This window comes from Ignavibacteriales bacterium (assembly GCA_015709675.1).
In the GTDB taxonomy this organism is placed as follows: Bacteria; Bacteroidota; Ignavibacteria; order Ignavibacteriales; family Ignavibacteriaceae; genus H2-BAC3.
This window is the reverse complement of sequence record CP054182.1, coordinates 3,191,092-3,209,733: the sequence shown is the minus strand read 5'-3', so window position 1 is coordinate 3,209,733 and position 18,642 is coordinate 3,191,092. Positions and strand designations below refer to the sequence as shown.

The following is an 18,642-nucleotide window of genomic DNA, read 5'->3' as shown; positions in this document are numbered from 1 at the left end:
AGCCATATTACCCTGAGTGTCAATGCCATTCAGGGGGTCTGAGGTCTTTTATCTTGAAGGACGGGCGGAATTTTGGTAACTTTTAGGTTTGAATTTTCGATGACTTGGAAAGCTGATACTTTATGAAAAATAAGGCAGAACAGACCGGGGAAATAGAAATCCCCCGGGTAATGCCGGTACTTCCCCTCAGGGATATGGTAATTTTTCCGTTTATGATTTATCCGGTGCTGGTAGGCAGGGAGCAGTCCATCACCGCTGCAAATCATGCCATGGAAGCAGGTAAGATACTTTTCCTTACCACGCAAATCCGCTCCTCAGTTGAAAACCCAACGAAGGAAGACCTGTATCTGGAAGGTACAATTGCCAGGATTCAGCAGATGGTACGTCTGCCAAACGGATTGATGAAAGTTCTGGTTGATGGTCTGGTACAGGGAAAAATTGTCTCTTTTACCGAGAGAAAAGAATTTTTTGAGGCAACCGTTGATTTCCTGCTTCCGGGGGTAACCAATACCAACGAAATTGATGCTCTGGTCAGGCAGTCTACCACGCTTTTTAAGGAGTATCTGAAACTGAGCAAAACGGGCAATCAGGATTTAGCTGCCTCAATTGACCTGATTGATGACCCGCAGAAAAAACTCTTTTTCATTGCTGCCAATATCACCCAGTCAATTGAAAATAAACAGCGTCTTCTTTCAATTTACAGTCTGAGAGAACAGTATTTTGAGCTGATTAAAATGCTGAATACCGAGATTGATATTCTGAAGATTGAAATTGAAATTGACGGCAAAGTTCAGGAGAATATCGCCAAAACACAGAGAAAGTTTATTATCTCTGAGCAGATAAAAATTCTTCAGGATGAACTCGGGGAGGATGAAGATTCATCACCAGAAGTAATGAAACTCCGTGAGGCAATTAAAGAAGCGGGTATGCCGCAGGTTGCATTTGATAAGGCAACCGAAGAACTGAATAAATTAAAGAAAATTCCGCCACTCTCTCCGGAATACACTGTAATAAGAAATTATCTGGATGTCCTCATCTCTCTCCCGTGGAGTAAAAAGAGTGAAGACCGTCTTGATATACATAACGTTATGAAGGTTCTTAATGAGGATCATTACGGACTTGACAAGCCCAAAGAGAGAATTGCAGAACATATTGCAGTTCTGAATATGGTGAAGAAGATGAGGGGACAGATACTCTGTCTGGTAGGTCCTCCCGGTGTTGGAAAAACCTCACTTGGCAGATCAATTGCACGGGCCCTCGGAAGAGAGTTTGTAAGGATCAGTCTCGGCGGTGTCCGTGATGAAGCAGAAATCCGCGGACACAGAAGAACATATATCGGTTCGATGCCGGGTAAGATTATCATGGCAATGAAAAGAGCAGGGACGGTTAATCCTGTTATCCTGCTGGATGAAATTGATAAACTGACATCTGATTTCAGAGGCGATCCGGCTTCAGCCATGCTTGAAGTTCTTGATCCTGAGCAGAATCATACCTTCCAGGATCATTATCTTGAAGTGGATTATGATCTTTCCAATGTCATGTTCATTACCACGGCGAATGTGAGATATACCATTCCTCTGCCGCTGCAGGACAGGATGGAAATTATTGAGCTTTCAAGTTATCTTGAAATGGATAAACTTGAAATAGCCAAGCGTCACATTATACCAAAGCAGGTAGAGAATCATGGTCTGGTGGATTACCATGTCAGCTTTAAGGATGATGCTATTCTTTCGGTTATCAATAATTATACACGGGAAGCCGGTGTAAGAAATCTTGAACGAGAGATTGCGTCTGTTCTCCGGAAGACTGCAAAGAATATTCTTGAGAAAAACGGCGGTAAAGAAAAAAAGAGCAGGAAGCCAAAGCAATTCGTGATTGACTCGAAAAAAGTTGCGGAGTTTCTTGGTATCCCCAAATATAAACAGCAGAAACATGCTACTGCCTCTAAAGTCGGGTCTGTGACTGGACTTGCCTGGACGAGTGTGGGAGGAGATATATTAAGTGTGGATGTTTCCATTATGCCGGGAGCAGAAAAACTGACGCTGACCGGACAACTCGGTGAAGTGATGCGCGAATCAGCGCATGCAGCACTGAGTTATATACGCTCAAACGCTGCACTCTTTGGCATTGAAGATGAGTATTTTAAGGGGAAGGAAATTCATATCCACCTTCCTGCCGGAGCCATACCCAAAGACGGTCCGTCGGCTGGTATAACACTTACCATTGCCATGCTCTCAGCCATAACCGGTAAACCGGTCGCGGGTGATATCGCAATGACAGGTGAAATTACGCTCCGCGGAGAAGTATTTCCCATCGGCGGGCTGAATGAAAAGCTGCTCGCGGCAAGAAAAAATGGTATTAAAAAGGTTCTTATTCCAAAGGAAAATCAGATTGACCTTCAGGAAATACCAAAACCGATTCTTGAGGGATTGATTATAACTCCTGTTTCAACCATTCCTCAGGCGGTGAGTGAAACACTCCCTGAAATTACCATGAATCTTAAAAAGAAACCGGCTGGAAAGAAACGCTGATATGAGTGAGCAGCTGATATTCTCCGGCAGCAATCTGAAGGATGAGGAGATATATAGAGAACTTCTCCCCCAGATACAATCGCTCGTCACTCCCGGGGAACCCGTGATGACTTCTCTGGCCAATATCACAGCGGCTTTGAAGCAGAGTTTTCCAAAAATCAGCTGGGCCGGCTTTTATATACTGAGGGAAAACACTCTCTGGCTTGGACCGTTTCAGGGAAAGATTGCCTGTACCTCAATTGCCATCGGCAGAGGAGTCTGCGGTACAGCAGCAAAGAACAGGAAAACCGAGATCGTTCCGGATGTGGAGAAATTTCCCGGGCATATAGCCTGCGATGACGGTTCAAGAAGTGAAATCGTGGTCCCGGTATTCCGGGGGAGTGAACTTTACGGCGTTCTTGATCTTGACAGTTATTTTTATCACGCATTCAATGAAACTGATCAGAAATATCTTGAAGAATTGTGTGATTTTATCAATAAAAAAGTTTTAACAGGAACATCAGGAAGCATTAACTGATATATGAGCAGCTTTACCGTTTCAGCGCGAAAATACCGCCCTCTCAAGTTTTCCGAAGTCGTTGGACAGGAACACATCACCTCCACACTGAAGAATGCTATTACGCTTGGAAGAGTAGCTCATGCTTATCTGTTTACGGGACCCAGGGGGGTTGGAAAAACCACAACGGCAAGAATACTCGCCAAAACGCTGAACTGTGAAAATCTCCAGGGGGCTGAACCCTGCGACTCTTGCAAAAGCTGTGAAAATTTTAAAACAAGCCAGTATGTTGATGTTATAGAAATTGACGCTGCCTCCAACCGCGGTATTGATGACGTCCGTACGCTTCGCGATTCGGTAAAGTTTGCCCCGACACACGGCAAATATAAAGTATATATCATTGATGAAGTTCACATGCTCACGAAGGAATCCTTCAATGCATTCCTTAAAACTCTCGAAGAACCGCCGCCAAATATCATCTTTATCTTTGCTACCACGGAAATTCAGAAAGTCCCCATTACCATTGTCTCAAGGTGCCAGCGGTATGACTTCCGCCGGATAAAGGTGGATGTTATTAAAGATCAGCTCAGATATATAGCAACCAGCGAAGGGGTCACCATTGATGACAAAACACTTACGCTGATTGCCCGCCGTGCTGAAGGAGGGCTTCGCGATGCGGAGAGTTTCTTTGACCAGACTGTTGCGTTTTGCGGCAAAGAGGTGGATTACTCAACGGTAATCTCGCTGCTGAATCTGATTGATGACGAATCATACTTTAAGCTGACCAAAGCAATTCTTGACAAAGACTTTAAGGTGGCATTTGAGCTTTCGGATGAGGTCTATCGTCACGGATGGAGTTTTAATGATTACCTTGAAGGATATACAGAGCATCTTCGAAATCTGCTGACCGTGACGGCTACCGGCTCCGATTCACTTCTTGAAACAGCAGATGAATATAAATCACTTTACAAAACTTACGCAACCCGATTCAGTGAGGGGGACATTCTCCGGCTGATATCATTTATTACCCGGTCTCTGTATGAAATGAAATCCTCCCAGAATCACCGGATAAAATTTGAACTGACTCTGTCATTTCTTATCTCTCTTGAAAACTCTACAAGGATTTCGGAACTGATAAGCCAGTTGTCAGATTCCCCGGCCGGGGGCGAAAAAAAAAAGTCCTTAGCTGAAAAAAAATCCGAACCTGCTCCATCCCCGGTCATAGCTTCACCGGAAACAGTGGAAAAACCAGAAGCAGTCAGACAGCCTCAGCCTGAAAAAACTGATGACCTGAACTTTGCTTTTGAACAGATCAGAAAAAAAGTGGTTTATGATAAATCGCTGCACCTGGCTTTTGGAGACAGTCTTTCCGGAGCAAAAATCCGTTCTGAATTTCGCGGGGAAATAGATATTCAGGTTCCTGATTTCCGCACCAGAGAAATGCTCCAGGGGCTTGCCGGCCAGCTTTCAACCGAATTTGAAAAGATTACCGGAAGGGAATTCAGGATAATTTTTAGTCTCACCGGAAGACCCTCAGAAGAAAAAGCGGCAGATATTGAATCCTACATCACCAAATCAACCGCTTCGCAGATGAAAAATGACCCGTTCGAAAAGGCAATTACGGAGATTTTAGGGGGAGAAAGAATTGCCTGAGCCGGAGTTCTGCATTATAACCACTTTTGCTGCCAATTAAGGAAAAAAGGGGCCAGTAAATATCAGTAATTAAAAGGGGTCTGGAACGGGGAGCAGAATTGTAATTTAGCGCTTTTTTCCGTAATTTTCCTTACTATGCCCAAAAAATTAATCATTGCGATCGACGGTCCCGCCGGTTCAGGCAAGAGTACGACTGCCCGGGAGGTGGCTTCCCGGATCGGTTACGTTTATATTGATACCGGTGCAATGTACAGGGCAGTAACATTTATGGCGCTCAGGGAGAACATCATCGGGAGTCATGCTCAGGTTTCATTACTGCTTAAGTCATCGGAGATTTCTATTGAGGCATCCGGCGGTGAAAATAAAATCTTCTGGAACGGTGAGGATATTACTTCCAGACTTCGTTCTCTTGATGTTAATGAAAATGTGAGCGAAATAAGTTCAATACCTGATGTCAGGGAAGAACTGATTCACAAGCAGAGATCTATCGGGAGAAATGGAGGCGTTGTAATGGAGGGGAGGGATATCGGAACAGTTGTATTCCCTCATGCAGATTTGAAATTTTTTCTGACTGCTTCTCTCGAAGAGAGGACCAAAAGAAGATATAAAGAAGTTGTAGGTACGGAAAAGGTTGATGAAGCGAATATCAGAAAAAACCTTTCCGAAAGGGATGTGAAAGATTCAGGGAGGAGCGTCAGCCCTTTAAAAAAAGCTGACGGTGCAATAGAGATTGATACTTCAAACTTAACGTTTGAAGAACAGGTTACGATGATAGTTGATAAGATTCGCAGTGCAGAGGAACAATTCAGCAGCTGATTTGTTTTATTAAGAAAAAGATCTGAATGAATATGGTAGTAACGGTTGATAAAAATGCAGGTTTCTGCTGGGGAGTAGTAAGAGCGATAGATTTTGCGGAAGCGGAATTAAAATCTGCTCCGGCTCTATACTCACTCGGTGATATTATTCATAACGCGGCTGAAGTGAAACGGCTTGGTGATTTAGGATTAAGTACGGTTACGGTTGATGATTTTCCGAATATCCCAAGAGGAAGTAAAGTTTTAATCCGTGCTCATGGTGAACCTCCTTCAACCTATCAGAAGGCAATTGAATACGGAATTGAACTGGTAGATGCAACCTGTCCTGTTGTTACAAAAGTGCAGGAGCGAATCAGACGGTTTGTGGATAAAAGTTTTCAGGTTGTGATCTTCGGAAAGAAAGATCATGCCGAAGTAATCGGTCTGAGAGGCGTGACCAACGATGAAGCAATTGTGGTTCTCTCGGTTGAGGAGGCGCTTGAGGCGGTTGATGTTTCAAAACCAACTGTGCTGTTTTCGCAGACAACCATGGACAGGGATACATTTTACCGTATTGCAAAAGCCCTGAGAGAAAAAGTTGTGTCGCTTGAAATAGGCACCATTGAAGAAACCGCGGTCGAGTTTCATGCAAAGGATACGATCTGCGGACAGGTTTCCGGACGTGAAAAGAAGCTGAGAGATTTTGCTAATACCAATGATCTGATAATCTTTTCTGCCGGAAGAAAAAGCAGCAACGGAAAAGTTCTGTATAACATTGCCAAAGAAGAAAACTCTCACACTCATTTTGTTGAGGATCCTTCTGAAATTGACTGGAACTGGTTTGAAGGGGTAAAAACCGTCGGCATCACCGGTGCAACTTCAACACCTCAGTGGGCAATGAATGATATTAAAAAGCTGATTGAAGAACGCTTCGTCAGCGAACAGGTTTAAACTGTCACAAACATTATGTTAAACTAAAACAAATGCGTTCCTGCAGACATCTGACAGTGTGCCGGGCAGGGAAGCAAAAAAATCTATCAGGAGCAATATGTCCGATATGCAAAATGATCCGAATGTAACAGCAGCCGGATTGGATGATTTCACCAAATCGCTGAAGTTTTTTGACGAGGCAGAATATTCACAGGAAGAGTTTGCTGCTCTTTCCAAGATATATTCCGAATCATTCAGAAATTTCAAAGAAGGCGAAATCGTAAAAGGGAAAGTAGTCCGTGTTCTTTCTGACTCAGTCATCATTGATGTTGGCTTTAAATCAGAAGGCACCGTAACTAAAGACGAATTCGAAGATATCGAAAAAGTAAAAATCGGTCAGGAAATCGAAGTCGTTATCATGAGTGTTGAAGACCAGGGCGGTAATCTTCAGCTCAGTAAAAGAGAAGCTGACTTCCTCAGAATCTGGGACCGTGTTGTCAGTGCACATAACACCGGCGAAATCCTCAAAGGTAAAATTGTACGCAGAATCAAAGGCGGTATGGTGGTTGATCTTATGGGTATGGAAACCTTCCTTCCCGGATCACAGATTGACGTCCGTCCGATCAGAGATTTTGACGCGTATGTCGGCAGAGAAATGGAATTCAAGGTTGTTAAGATTAATGAACCAACCAAGAATGTTGTTGTCTCCCATAAAGTTCTCGTTGAAGAAGAATTATATGATCAGCGCAAAGCAATCCTTGAGAAACTCGAAAAAGGTCAGATTCTTGAGGGTATCGTCAAAGCAATCACTGATTTCGGTGTATTCGTTGACCTCGGCGGCGTAGATGGTCTGGTTCACATTACCGACCTGAGCTGGGGCAGAATCAATCATCCGAATGAAGTTGTTAAACTTGATCAGGTTATCAACGTTGTTGTTACCGATTATGATGAAGAAAAGAAGAGAATTTCTCTCTCACTCAAACGCCTGATGCCCCACCCCTGGGAAAACATCGAAGAGAAATACAACATCGGAGACAAAGTTTCCGGACGTGTTGTTTCTCTTACTGATTACGGCGCATTCATTGAAATCGAAAAGGGTATAGAAGGCCTCATTCACAACTCAGAAATGAGCTGGACCCAGCACATTAAACATCCTTCACAGATGGTTTCAATGGGTCAGGTTGTTGAAGCACAGATTCTTTCTCTCGATAAAGATGAAAAGAAGATCTCTCTTGGCATGAAGCAGCTTGAGCCGGATCCATGGCATGAACTGATGTCAAAATATCCTGCCGGAACTAAAACCACGGGTATCACCAGAAATCTCACCAATTTTGGCGTGTTTGTTGAACTTGAACCGGGTATTGACGGTCTTGTTCACATCTCTGACCTATCCTGGACGAAGAAAATCCGTCATCCGGGCGAAGTTGTGAAAAAAGGTGATAAACTGGAAGTAGTAGTTCTCGGTGTAGATATGGACTCAAGAAAAATCTCCCTCGGTCATAAACAGATTTATGACAATCCTTGGGAGAGCTTCGAAAGCCAGTATGCTGCCGGAACCGAAGCAGAAGGAAAGATTGTCCGCATCATAGAAAAAGGACTGATTGTTGAACTGCCGTCAAAAGTTGACGGATTTGTCCCAACGAATCAGCTCTCAACTGGACGGATTAAGAATCTTGCCAACCACTTCCCGGTTGACACAAACATTAAACTGCGCGTTCTTGAATTCGATAAAGAAAACAAGAAGATCGTGCTCAGCGCTCTTGACTATCTGAAATACAGACCTGATATCGAAATCGAAGAATATATCGCTGCCCACAAGCTCGATAAGATTTCCGTTCAGGATGTAAAGAATGCTGAAACCGGAAAAGTTGATCTCTCTGATTTCCCTTCATATGAAAATATCGAAGATATTCAGAAGAGCGCTGCTCCGGATCAGTCTGCCGACTAATGACGGTAAACTGAAAACTATCTTAAAAAGAGGAGCGGATCTTGTGATTCGCTCCTTTTTTTTGGTACCCGATTTATGGATACATTATTTCAAAAAAAATCTGAATTTTACGTTAAAGAATCTTAGAAGTGGCTGAAAAAGTAGCGTTTTATACATTAGGTTGTAAACTGAACTTCGCGGAGACATCCGCCATAGGACGGCAGTTTAAGGATCAGGGATTCAAAATCACCGATTTTGAGAACCCTGCTGATGTGTATGTTATTAATACCTGCACCGTTACCGAAAACGCGGAGAAAGACTGCCGGAAAATAGTCCGGCGTGCACTCAGGAACAATCCCGGTGCATATGTTATCGTGACCGGCTGTTATGCCCAGCTCAGACCCGAGCAAATCTCCTCAATCAAAGGCGTTGATGCAGTACTGGGATCGGCAGAGAAATTCCGGGTATTTGATATACTCAACAACTTTGAAAAAAAAGAACTCAGCTGCATTTTTGTATCACCTGACGGGGAGTTGTCAGATTCATTTGGTCCTGCGTTTTCCTCTGATGCTGACTCCCGTACACGGGCGTTTCTCAAGATTCAGGACGGATGTGATTACAAGTGTTCTTTCTGTACTATCCCAAAAGCACGCGGCGGAAGCAGAAGCCAGAATCCGGAAGATGTGATTAATAATTTCAATCAGCTTATCAGGGATGGATATAAAGAAATTGTATTAACCGGTGTGAACACCGGAGATTATTTATGGAACAACACAGTTGATTTTTACCAGCTTCTTAAAATGCTGGTTAATCAGGAGGGGGATTTCAGAATCCGGATCAGTTCTATTGAACCAAACCTGCTCACAAAAGAAATTATTGAACTTACTGCTGAAAATGAAAAGATGTGCAGGCATTTCCACATCCCTCTGCAGAGCGGTTCTCCCGATATACTCCGCCTCATGCAGAGAAGATATACCTCTGCTGATTATAAAAAATTAATTACGCTGATTAAAGAACAGATACCTGACTGCGGAATTGGCGTTGATGTGATTACAGGATTCCCCGGTGAAACAGAAAAACATTTTATGGAGACTCATGATTTTCTTCTGAATCTGCCTGTCTCATATCTGCATGTGTTTACCTATTCCGAGCGCCCTGATACAAAAGCAGCATCCATGGAAGGCCCGGTTGCAGTTGAAACCAGAAGAATGCGCACAAATATCCTCCGCAATCTTAGTGATAAAAAGCGTGCCGCATTTTATTCTTCACAGAGCGGCCGGGAAGCAGAAGTGATTTTTGAGCATGAGAATGATGAAGGAATGATGAAGGGATTTACTTCAAACTATATACGGGTTGAACATCCCTATCTTGACGCCTTAATAAATAAGAAGACGGCTGTCCGTCTTGATTCATTTGACGGAACTATATTCAGAGGAATTATTACAGAGCATCTTGCTACTGCATAACCATCTAAAGAGAAGCATGAAAAATTTAGTTTTTTTCCTTTTTGTCCTGACCGCCCTTCCTGCATATTCGCAGAACACGGTTCCACAGAATATATTTGAATTGCAGCAGACATTGCAGATCAGTTCAGAATTGCAGACTCCGGTGATGAAGAATAGTGATTCACCTGAAAGAAAAAGTCCTGCGCTTGCCATACTTTATTCTGCGCTGATTCCGGGCATGGGAGAACTTTACGCAGGGGATTATACCAGCGGAAAATATCTGACTATCACCGAAGGCGCGCTCTGGCTTACCTATTTTGCCATAAACCAGTACGGTGAGTGGCAGGAAGAAAGCTATCTTTCCTTTGCAAAAACAAGAGGCGGTGTGGTTACGGAAGGGAAGGATGAAGACTTTTTTGCTAATATCGGAAACTACCGGGATATCCATCAGTTTAATGATGAGAGAGCATTCTACCGCCAGTTTGATGAAATGTATAATACGACAACTCATTACTGGTCATGGTTTTCAACAACGGAGAGAAGAACGTACCGTTCAATGTGGGTTTCAAGCCGTCAGGCGTTTAATAACCTGAGATTTGTAGTAGCAGGAATGCTGCTTAACAGGCTGGGAAGTGTAATTAATGCTGTCCGCCTTGTCTCAGCACATAATAAAGGTCTGCAGGCGGAAACTACGTTACTTGAAATGGGACAGGGAATTGCCCCTGATGGCTCGAATCAGTATTCGTTCGGACTAAGGTTCGGATTCTAAGCTAGTAACCGGAAAGTTTTAATGACTCTCTGCAATGTACCGTTGCAGAGATAATTGAGGTTAATTTAAAAGGGGACTACTTTGCTAAAATCATTTTATATACCGCAGCAGATTGATTGTTCGCAACTCTGAGCAGATACATTCCTGAGGGGAGTCCTTCACCATCTACTTTGAGAAGGTGATTGCCTGAAGGCAGATTACCTTCAAAAATATCGCGCACCTTTTCTCCGGTGAAGGAATAAAGTTCAGCTTTTATCTCCGAATCCTTTCCAATCTGGAGTGAAACTATTGCGGACGGATTGAACGGATTTGGATATGCACCTTTAATGAAGAAACCATTTTCATTAATACTGCCTGTCTCAGCTACAATGACACCTGAAAAATTATAGGAACCGTCAAGATCAATTTGCTTTAGCCGGTAAGCAGCGTATATCGGAGCGGGATGATTATCAGTGAACTCATAGGAATTTTGTTCCGTTGAAGTACCTTTTCCTGCAACAAAACCGACGGTTTCCCAGTTATGAGCAGCGCTGCCGTAATCGCTGTTTCTCATTATTTCAAAACCCTGATTATTCATCTCTGACGAAGTTGTCCACTGCAGCAGATTATAACCCTGCTGAGTGCTTACCGAAAAGGATGTAAGCTCAACCGGCACTGCTTTGGGGACAATCCTTACAGGAAATTTCGGACCAAAGTTCCAATAGTCATCTGTGTCCGGCAGTCCTTCCAGGATAAAACTCAGGCCGGTAGAATATATAGTATCCATACAAGCGGAGTCCGGTGCCGTATAGGCAAACTCCCAGAAAAGTGTATCAGTGACCTGATTGAACATTAATGGTATCCGCTGTGTAATTTCACCCCAGAATAAAACTGAAACAGTATCCATGATGGCAAGAGTGCCGTAGCGCGCGGCGATATTATATGCCCCCGCCATTCTTTCACCGCCGGCCATAGCTGGTCCGCCTGCAAGAAACATCTTATATATACCAGTCTCTCCGGTTTCAAGCTGCAGCGGTCCCTGAACCCATACTTTTACATCAGTTGTCCGGTCAAGATTATGGCACACGCAGCCGTCACCGTTAAGTTCAGTACATCCGATTCTCTTGTTGGGGTGATTAGTCCACGTATAAGCAAAGGAAATAAAGGCAACAAACAAACCGAAAATCAGTCCGTTTATTGCCCTGAAACGCTTCCTGTACCTTAGATCAGTTACCATTACCTGAGCAGAATGCTTTTTATGGTCTTGGATAGTGTAACTCCGCTGCTTCCTGCAAAATTCAGGTGGATATAGTAAATACCTGACGCATTATTAGCTGCATCCCAGACAATCTGGCCTGATTCCGCACCGGCGGCTCTCAGTGCTTCCTGATGAACCAAAGCTCCGGCTGCGTTATATATCTTTACCGAAAGAGCTCCTGAAGAGGGGAGTGTATATGATATTGTAGTCGCCGGATTAAAAGGATTCGGGAAATTGGAAGCCACAAGGTACTGATCAGGAGTATTGGCGAGATTTATTCCTACCGGGCCGTAATACCTGAATGCGCCGTTATAGTCAGTCTGCTTTAACCGGTATTGCAGTGATGCGCCTTTGGGCAGTTCATCTTTGAAGATATATGAACGTGGCTCTGTGGTGGTGCCCGCACCATGAATAATAGAAAGTGTCTCCCATGTCTGCTGATTATCAGAGCTTCTTTCAACCGCGAAACCACTGTTGTTGGTCTCAGAGGCTGTTATCCATCTGAGCACCGGAATATTGTTTTCGGAGGTGACTGAGAAGGAAGATAATTCAACCGGAATAACAGCAATGATTCTGACAGGCTTGTTCGGACTGAAATTCCAGAGATCACCTGAACTTGGAAAACCGTTGCCATCAGCACTCAAACCGACTGCATAAAGAGTGTCGGTCATTGGTGATGCAGGAGCGGTGTAGAGGAATCTCCATTTTACCGTATCTGCAGTGAATACCTTTGGACCTGTATGCGTGAGTTCAGTATCTATTTTTCTGGCGCTGGTGTCAGAAACAGTTAAAAGGCCGGTGCGTGCAGCAGCATTAAAGCCGCCTGAGTGGGCATTACCGCCGGTCATGATGACGGTATATTCGGCGGTTGTACCCTGAACCAGTGAATCAGGTCCGGTTATGCGGACATTTACTCCAGTTGAAAACTCAAGTGTGTGACAGACACACCCCTCTCCGTTGAGACGGGTTAGTCCGACAATTCCGTGAGGGTACTGAACCGATTCATTATAAATGAATCCGGCAAACAGTAAAAAAAGCGCGAGCGGATAAAACTTTTTCATGATTTACCTTATTTCAGCAGTGTCATCATTTTTACTGAAACTGTTTCATTTCCGTTTTGATCAGTATAGTTAAGGCGGTAATAGTAATGGCCGCTGCTCAAATCTGAAGCGTTAAAGCTATAGTTATGGTTCCCTCCGCTCAGTTCACCGTTTACCACTGATTTCACCTGCTGGCCAAGAGCGTTATAAACAGCGAGGGTAACATATCCTTCTGAAGGGAGAGAAAACGTGATGGTTGTTGAAGGATTAAAGGGATTCGGATAATTCTGCCCGAGAGCAAAGGATTTTTCCTGTATATATTCCACTTCGATATATGATGAATACTCAAAGGTTCCGTCATAGTCAATCTGCTTCAGACGTACAAAATACGTGCCTTCGGCTTCCGGTCTGAAATTATATGAGTAGAGCATTCTTTCAGTTGTGGTTCCGTTACCGGAAACATAACCGATGACATTCATATGTTCTTTTGAAGTACCTGCTTCAATTTCAAATCCTTTATTATTACTTTCAGTTGCGGTTTCCCAGTTGAGCACAACATCAGCACCCTGGAGTGAGTATCTGAATGAAGTAAGTTCAACAGGCACAACAGGAAGGCGGAGTTTGTAGAAGCCGTTGCCCTGTGCCGCAAAAATTGTATTGGTATCAGCAATTACGAATGAATAATTGGAACTTGAAATGGTGATAGTTCTCCAGGTTTCGCCGCCATCGGTTGAAAGATAAGAGCGTCCGCCTGAATATTCGCCGGTAATTACCCAGTTTGAATTGTTCGGGTCAACATGCACTCCCCACATATTTCTTCCGTTAAAGAGAGTTGTAGAGATCTGAAACCAGGTACGGCCGTAATCAGTGGTTTTGGCAAAACCGCCGCCGCCGCTCCATTTCGTAGCGTATGCGATTCCCGGTCTTCTGTGATCCACTGCGATCGTCGGAATTTCTCCTGAGGTTACAAATACCTGTGACCAGGTAATACCGCCGTCAGAACTTCTCATAATGCCGCGGGTATTGTCACCGGCAAGAATTACGTTATTACTGTCAGGGAATACTTCAATATCGCAGGGAGCATCGAACAAACCGTTCAATCTTGAAATGGTCTGCCATGTAGAACCAAAGTTGGTTGATTTAAATACAGAGTCAGATGACATTGAGTAAAGTGTGTCGGGGGCTTTATGGTCAACGGTAACAGGTATACCATAAAAAGAAAGAGTGAGGTTTCCTGCGGTCGTCTGCCAGGTTTGTCCCCGGTTGGTAGTTTTTACAATGATATCTTTCGGGCTTGCTTCACATGCTACCACCATGGATGAAGTATCTTTAGAAGTTAAGATGATATGCTTGATCCTGGTTGAAGTCGGAATGGTTGTACCCCAGGTGCTAAAGGTTTCACCCCTGTCGTAGCTGATATAAATGGTTCCAACGGAGCCATAATAGACTACGTTCGCATCAGCCTGTCTGACAGCAATAGGATTACCCAGACTCTGACCACTCTGGCGTAATGACCAGGTCCAGTCCTGAGCAAAAAGGGTTGTGGCAAAAAAAGCAAAGAACAAGAAAAACGTCTGAAGACTCTTCATTAAGTGATTCCGGAAAGATTAGTTAATATGAATTGATTGAGAACTGCTTCCTGGAAAGAAGGCAGGAATGGTTCAAATAAGTGCCCTAAAATAAAGATTAGTCCTTAAAATAAAAAATAATTAATTTTCCAGAGGATTTCATAACACTTTACCGGAACAATAATGAATCTAGACGTAATAGTATTTGCCGCCCATCCGGATGATGCCGAACTGACGATGGGCGGGACCATAGCACGGTTAGTTGCTGAGGGGAAAAAAGTCGGCATAATTGATGTCACCAGAGGGGAATTAGGAACCAGGGGAACCCCCGAAACAAGGCAAAAAGAGGCTTTTCAGGCAGCCGTAATCTTAAAAATCGCATCAAGAGAGAATCTTTACATACCCGACGGTGAAATTGAGGACAATAAGGAGAATCTGAGCAAACTGCTTATCTGCATCAGAAAATACCGTCCCAAACTGATTTTTGCTCCGTATAAAAATGACCGCCACCCGGATCACATTAAACTAAGTGCCCTGGTTAAACAGGCGTTTTTTTCCTCAGGGCTGACCAAAATAAAAACCTTTGACAAAGACACTCCTCAGGAGGCTTACCGCCCGGCAAAACTTTTTTACTATATGCAGACCTACACCTTTGAGCCTTCATTTATTGTTGATATTTCAGATTATTTTGAAATTAAAAAGAAGGCGATGATGGCTTATGCGACCCAGTTCTATGATCCGAACAGTACTGAGCCGAATACCTTTATAAGCACACCTGAATTTGTTGAATTTATCAGGGCAAAGGCAGAGTTTTACGGCTTTAAAATCGGCAGGAAATATGGTGAACCATTTTTTACGGAGGAAGAATTAGAACTGGATCTGGTACACTATTTAAATAGATTGTAATATATATGGGTAGAGACGATGCACGCATCGTCTCTACGGCATTATAGAGTTTTTTACTGCATTTCCAGATACATCTCTTCGATCAAGTGCCGGTAACGCTCTTCAATCACCTTGCGCTTCAATTTGAGAGAAGGTGTCATCTCACCGGTTTCAAGAGCGAACGGTTTTTCAAGAAGGGCGAATTTTCTGACACGCTCAAAATTCGCAAGCCTTCGGGAGAAAGTAATCAGTTCCCGCTCCATCATATCATAGATATCCTTGTTCTTGATGAGATCAGCATTATCCTTATAGTTAATGCTGTGTGAGTCTGCATATTCGCGAAGAGCCTCAAAATCAGGAACAATCAGAGCGCTGAGGAACATTCTTCTGTCGCCTATCAGGACAAACTGGTCAATAAATCTGCTGGAAAGGAACATATTTTCAATCGGAGTCGGTGCTATATATTTACCTGCGGAAGTCTTAAAAAGGTGTTTCTTCCGGTCGGTTATCATCAGATATCCCTCTGCATCAAAGACTCCGATATCTCCGGTATGCAGCCATCCATCTTTAATGGTTTCTTCAGTTTCCTTTTTGTTTTTATAGTAACCCAGCATGATATTTGCGCCGCGGGCAAGTATTTCACCATCATGCGCAATCTTCACATCAACACCCGGAAAGGGTTTTCCGACAGTTCCAAATTTATAACCGTCTAATCTGTTAGCTGCAATAACCGGGGAGGACTCGGTAAGTCCGTATCCTTCAATTATAATAACTCCGAGTGCTTCAAAAAATTCACCTAAATCCCGCGGGAGTGCTGCTCCACCGGAGATAAAAAATCTCAGTTTCCCTCCGGTGCGCGCACGTATTTTACTCAGCACCAGAATATCAGCAAGTTTTTGTTTGATAGCAAGAGCAGGTGAAACTGAGCCATTACGTTTTTGTTCGCAGTAACTTTTTCCGGTTTCAACAGCCCACTCAAAAATCTTCTGTTTCTTTTGCGGCTGTGACTGTATGTTTTTCAGCACTTTTGAATAAATCCGTTCAAATAGCCGTGGAACTGCGGTCATAATAGTTGGTTTCACCTCCATCAGATCTGATGCCACGCTTTCAATGCTCTGCGCAAAGTAAACAGTGCTTCCGGAGGCAAAAACGGTATAATATCCTGCCATTCGTTCAAAAATATGACAGAGGGGAAGAAAGGAAAGGAATGTATCAGTTTCGCCTATCGGGAAGCATTTAAGTGCAGCGTTAACATTGGAAATAATATTTTTGTGGGTGAGCATTACTCCTTTCGGTTCACCCGTGGTTCCGGAAGTATATATTATTGTGCAGAGATCATCAGGCCGGCAGAGACTGATTGCATCATAGATCAGTTTCGGGTTTTCCCTGAGGAATTTTTCACCCCGCTTCTGAACATTGGTGAAACTATAAATCATCGGGTCACCGGCAACAGCATCCTGATCAACCATCACAATAATAAACCGCAGATGTTTACACTTATCTTTTATTTTGAGTACTTTAGTTAGCTGAAACTTGTTCGAAACTATAATACCTACGGTCTCGGAATTATTCAGGATATATTCAATATTATCAGCGGTAAGAGAAGGGTAGAGAGGCACATTAACCGCCCCTAACGAAAGAATAGCTAAATCGGAAAATATCCATTTCGGGCCGTTTTCCGCAATGAGTGCAACTTTGTCACCACGTTTAACCCCGAGAGAAGAAAGTCCGGCGCTTAACTGATGAGTTGACTCCTTAAACTCCGGATAGGAGATAGAAACCCACTTGTTTTCCGATTTATGGTACATAAGCGGCTTGGCCGTTGTTTTACCATATTCTTCAGTCAGATAATAAAAAATATCCGGGATGGTAACAAAATCTTTTAAAATAGGCATTCCATGCTCCTTATTTTAGAATGATTATACATGAGATCAGGTTCTCCAGAATAAATTTTTTCTGGTGAAGAACATTACCATAAGGGCGAGAAGGAGTGTTAGTATGATGCCGCGCAGAACCCCGGGCCACATACCAGGCAGAAGTTCAATTAAAAGCGGCTGAATTCCTGTCAGCATGACAAGCGGTGTGAGCAGATTTGTTCCTGCCGCATAAGCAAGCATCGGGTTTTTACCGGAATCAATAAGCAGTGAGAAATATTTTGTGAGATGCAGATGGTTAAATAGCAGAGAAAACCCGATCAGCATCATGATTGCCAGTCCGGAGGTCAGGAGATAATAGCTCATTGTAGAGGGATCTTTCTTTATCCCCCCTTCAAATGGCTCAAAAACCAGTCCGACCATAATCCACGCCGCTCCCCAAAGGAATAACCGGAGATATTTCTGTGTCAGATATTCTCCCGAATTCTTCAGAAGTGCATACATACCTGCAAGCACCAGTGCAGAAAGCAGAACTGTAAGAAAAACCTCTCTGATGTAGAGTCCGATGAGTGAAATGAGTATTAGTCCGAAAGCTGAGATGATAAGAATCATTACTAAGCCCGCAGACAGTTTTTCCTCAGGCACAGTTTTTGCTTTGCTCTGTGTATATAATATATCACCGGCAATCATTCCGGGAATAATTATGAAAAGATACTTCAGAAAAGTTAGCTGAAACAGCAGATAGCCGGGCCACTCTTTTCCGGCAAGGGCGATCCAGCTCCCCTCCGTGTTAAAACCCAGCCGTATCCCAAGCAATACTGCCATGATGAAGAGTTTGCTCATCAGGTTTGCGCGCGTGAATATCCAGATAACCGAACCGGCTACGGCAACATTCGAAAGAACCAGAATGATGATATCATATTTCCTGAAACTGAATCCCTCACCGTTTGAAAATGTGAAGAGTGCCAGAAACAGTATCAGAATTACTGCTGAGATGCTTTTGAGAGTATAAACTATCGTTTTGCTCCAGCCGGACGGATAACGCAGGAAAATCAAAAAGAGGAGCGCAAAAAGGGAGATTGCCAGAATATATGTGGCGGTGGTTTCCGTTTTGTGAAGTATATGAGGCCTTATATGAAATATCACCAGCGCAAAGAACATGAGCAGCACACCCCTCCAGAGAACACCCGACATAAGATTCCATGCTGATTTTGCTTTCTCCAGCTTTTTTGAAAGAGCAAAAGGAAAGGCAGCTCCCATAGAAAAAAGAAAGAAGGGAAATACCAGATCAACCCAGCTGATTCCCGGTATGGAGGGATCAAATTTATGCGCCGGAGGAGGTACCTGCACATGATACATCCATCCTGGCAGGACGCCCCATGGGACCCGTCCGGATAATATCATGGTCAGAATCGCGAACCCCCGTAATGCATCAAGTGAATAATCTCTTCCGCTGTCAGTTGTTTCAGCCATAGTATTTTAGCAGAGATAAA

Annotated in this window: 14 protein-coding genes; 9 read left to right on the top strand and 5 right to left on the bottom strand. The window is 43.5% G+C overall.

The genetic code is table 11. The features are described from left to right. Window positions 1-122 precede the first annotated feature (122 nt). From lon to HRU80_12435, 8 genes are all read left to right on the top strand, one after another. Window positions 123-2,531, top strand: coding sequence for an endopeptidase La (lon, locus tag HRU80_12470; protein QOJ29644.1), 2,409 nt, complete (start codon window positions 123-125; stop codon window positions 2,529-2,531). 1 nt (window position 2,532) lies between these two features. After that, the gene (locus tag HRU80_12465) at window positions 2,533-3,048 is read left to right on the top strand and encodes a GAF domain-containing protein (protein QOJ29643.1); all 516 of its coding nucleotides are present in this window, start codon (window positions 2,533-2,535) and stop codon (window positions 3,046-3,048) included. Window positions 3,049-3,051: 3 nt separating this feature from the next. Next, window positions 3,052-4,680, top strand: a complete 1,629-nt coding sequence (gene dnaX, locus HRU80_12460; GenBank protein ID QOJ29642.1) for a DNA polymerase III subunit gamma/tau — start codon at window positions 3,052-3,054, stop codon at window positions 4,678-4,680. Window positions 4,681-4,815: 135 nt separating this feature from the next. Beyond that, window positions 4,816-5,496, top strand: coding sequence for a (d)CMP kinase (locus HRU80_12455; GenBank protein ID QOJ29641.1), 681 nt, complete (start codon window positions 4,816-4,818; stop codon window positions 5,494-5,496). A gap of 32 nt (window positions 5,497-5,528) precedes the next feature. Next, entirely contained in the window at window positions 5,529-6,425 is an 897-nt protein-coding gene (locus tag HRU80_12450; protein ID QOJ30546.1) for a 4-hydroxy-3-methylbut-2-enyl diphosphate reductase, read from the top strand. A gap of 97 nt (window positions 6,426-6,522) precedes the next feature. Beyond that, complete coding sequence (gene rpsA / locus HRU80_12445) at window positions 6,523-8,352, top strand: 30S ribosomal protein S1 (protein QOJ29640.1); 1,830 nt, start codon at window positions 6,523-6,525, stop codon at window positions 8,350-8,352. A 128-nt stretch (window positions 8,353-8,480) separates the two neighbouring features. Continuing rightward, the gene (gene mtaB, locus HRU80_12440) at window positions 8,481-9,797 is read left to right on the top strand and encodes a tRNA (N(6)-L-threonylcarbamoyladenosine(37)-C(2))-methylthiotransferase MtaB (GenBank protein QOJ29639.1); all 1,317 of its coding nucleotides are present in this window, start codon (window positions 8,481-8,483) and stop codon (window positions 9,795-9,797) included. 16 nt (window positions 9,798-9,813) lie between these two features. After that, window positions 9,814-10,545 carry a hypothetical protein gene (locus HRU80_12435; GenBank protein ID QOJ29638.1) on the top strand — a complete coding sequence of 244 codons (732 nt, stop codon included), beginning with the start codon at window positions 9,814-9,816 and terminating at the stop codon, window positions 10,543-10,545. A 76-nt stretch (window positions 10,546-10,621) separates the two neighbouring features. Here HRU80_12435 and HRU80_12430 read toward each other — a convergent pair whose 3' ends face one another. Genes HRU80_12430 through HRU80_12420 form a run of 3 tightly spaced genes read right to left on the bottom strand, consistent with a single transcriptional unit; the run spans window position 10,622 to window position 14,411 of the window. Next, window positions 10,622-11,761, bottom strand: coding sequence for a T9SS type A sorting domain-containing protein (locus HRU80_12430; GenBank protein ID QOJ29637.1), 1,140 nt, complete (start codon window positions 11,759-11,761; stop codon window positions 10,622-10,624). Next, the gene (locus tag HRU80_12425; protein QOJ29636.1) at window positions 11,761-12,843 is read right to left on the bottom strand and encodes a T9SS type A sorting domain-containing protein; all 1,083 of its coding nucleotides are present in this window, start codon (window positions 12,841-12,843) and stop codon (window positions 11,761-11,763) included. The genes HRU80_12430 and HRU80_12425 overlap by 1 nt, the downstream gene beginning before the upstream one ends. 8 nt (window positions 12,844-12,851) lie before the next feature. Next, a complete protein-coding gene (locus HRU80_12420) occupies window positions 12,852-14,411 on the bottom strand; it encodes a T9SS type A sorting domain-containing protein (GenBank protein QOJ29635.1) in 1,560 nt (519 codons plus the stop codon). Window positions 14,412-14,573: 162 nt separating this feature from the next. On the opposite strand from HRU80_12420, the gene bshB1 reads away from it, so the two are divergent. Beyond that, window positions 14,574-15,296 carry a bacillithiol biosynthesis deacetylase BshB1 gene (gene bshB1 / locus HRU80_12415; protein QOJ29634.1) on the top strand — a complete coding sequence of 241 codons (723 nt, stop codon included), beginning with the start codon at window positions 14,574-14,576 and terminating at the stop codon, window positions 15,294-15,296. Between the two features lie 53 nt (window positions 15,297-15,349). Here bshB1 and HRU80_12410 read toward each other — a convergent pair whose 3' ends face one another. After that, window positions 15,350-17,170, bottom strand: a complete 1,821-nt coding sequence (locus HRU80_12410) for a long-chain fatty acid--CoA ligase (GenBank protein ID QOJ29633.1) — start codon at window positions 17,168-17,170, stop codon at window positions 15,350-15,352. Between the two features lie 36 nt (window positions 17,171-17,206). Continuing rightward, window positions 17,207-18,622, bottom strand: coding sequence for a DUF5009 domain-containing protein (locus HRU80_12405; GenBank protein ID QOJ29632.1), 1,416 nt, complete (start codon window positions 18,620-18,622; stop codon window positions 17,207-17,209). Window positions 18,623-18,642 lie beyond the last annotated feature (20 nt).

Bases quoted from the DNA above. Each gene is read 5' to 3' on its own strand.
- lon (QOJ29644.1), top strand. From the start codon at position 123: ATGAAAAATAAGGCAGAACAGACCGGGGAAATAGAAATCCCCCGGGTA.
- HRU80_12465 (QOJ29643.1), top strand. From the start codon at position 2,533: ATGAGTGAGCAGCTGATATTCTCCGGCAGCAATCTGAAGGATGAGGAG.
- dnaX (QOJ29642.1), top strand. From the start codon at position 3,052: ATGAGCAGCTTTACCGTTTCAGCGCGAAAATACCGCCCTCTCAAGTTT.
- HRU80_12455 (QOJ29641.1), top strand. From the start codon at position 4,816: ATGCCCAAAAAATTAATCATTGCGATCGACGGTCCCGCCGGTTCAGGC.
- HRU80_12450 (QOJ30546.1), top strand. From the start codon at position 5,529: ATGGTAGTAACGGTTGATAAAAATGCAGGTTTCTGCTGGGGAGTAGTA.
- rpsA (QOJ29640.1), top strand. From the start codon at position 6,523: ATGTCCGATATGCAAAATGATCCGAATGTAACAGCAGCCGGATTGGAT.
- HRU80_12435 (QOJ29638.1), top strand. From the start codon at position 9,814: ATGAAAAATTTAGTTTTTTTCCTTTTTGTCCTGACCGCCCTTCCTGCA.
- HRU80_12430 (QOJ29637.1), bottom strand. From the start codon at position 11,761: ATGGTAACTGATCTAAGGTACAGGAAGCGTTTCAGGGCAATAAACGGA.
- HRU80_12425 (QOJ29636.1), bottom strand. From the start codon at position 12,843: ATGAAAAAGTTTTATCCGCTCGCGCTTTTTTTACTGTTTGCCGGATTC.
- HRU80_12420 (QOJ29635.1), bottom strand. From the start codon at position 14,411: ATGAAGAGTCTTCAGACGTTTTTCTTGTTCTTTGCTTTTTTTGCCACA.
- bshB1 (QOJ29634.1), top strand. From the start codon at position 14,574: ATGAATCTAGACGTAATAGTATTTGCCGCCCATCCGGATGATGCCGAA.
- HRU80_12410 (QOJ29633.1), bottom strand. From the start codon at position 17,170: ATGCCTATTTTAAAAGATTTTGTTACCATCCCGGATATTTTTTATTAT.
- HRU80_12405 (QOJ29632.1), bottom strand. From the start codon at position 18,622: ATGGCTGAAACAACTGACAGCGGAAGAGATTATTCACTTGATGCATTA.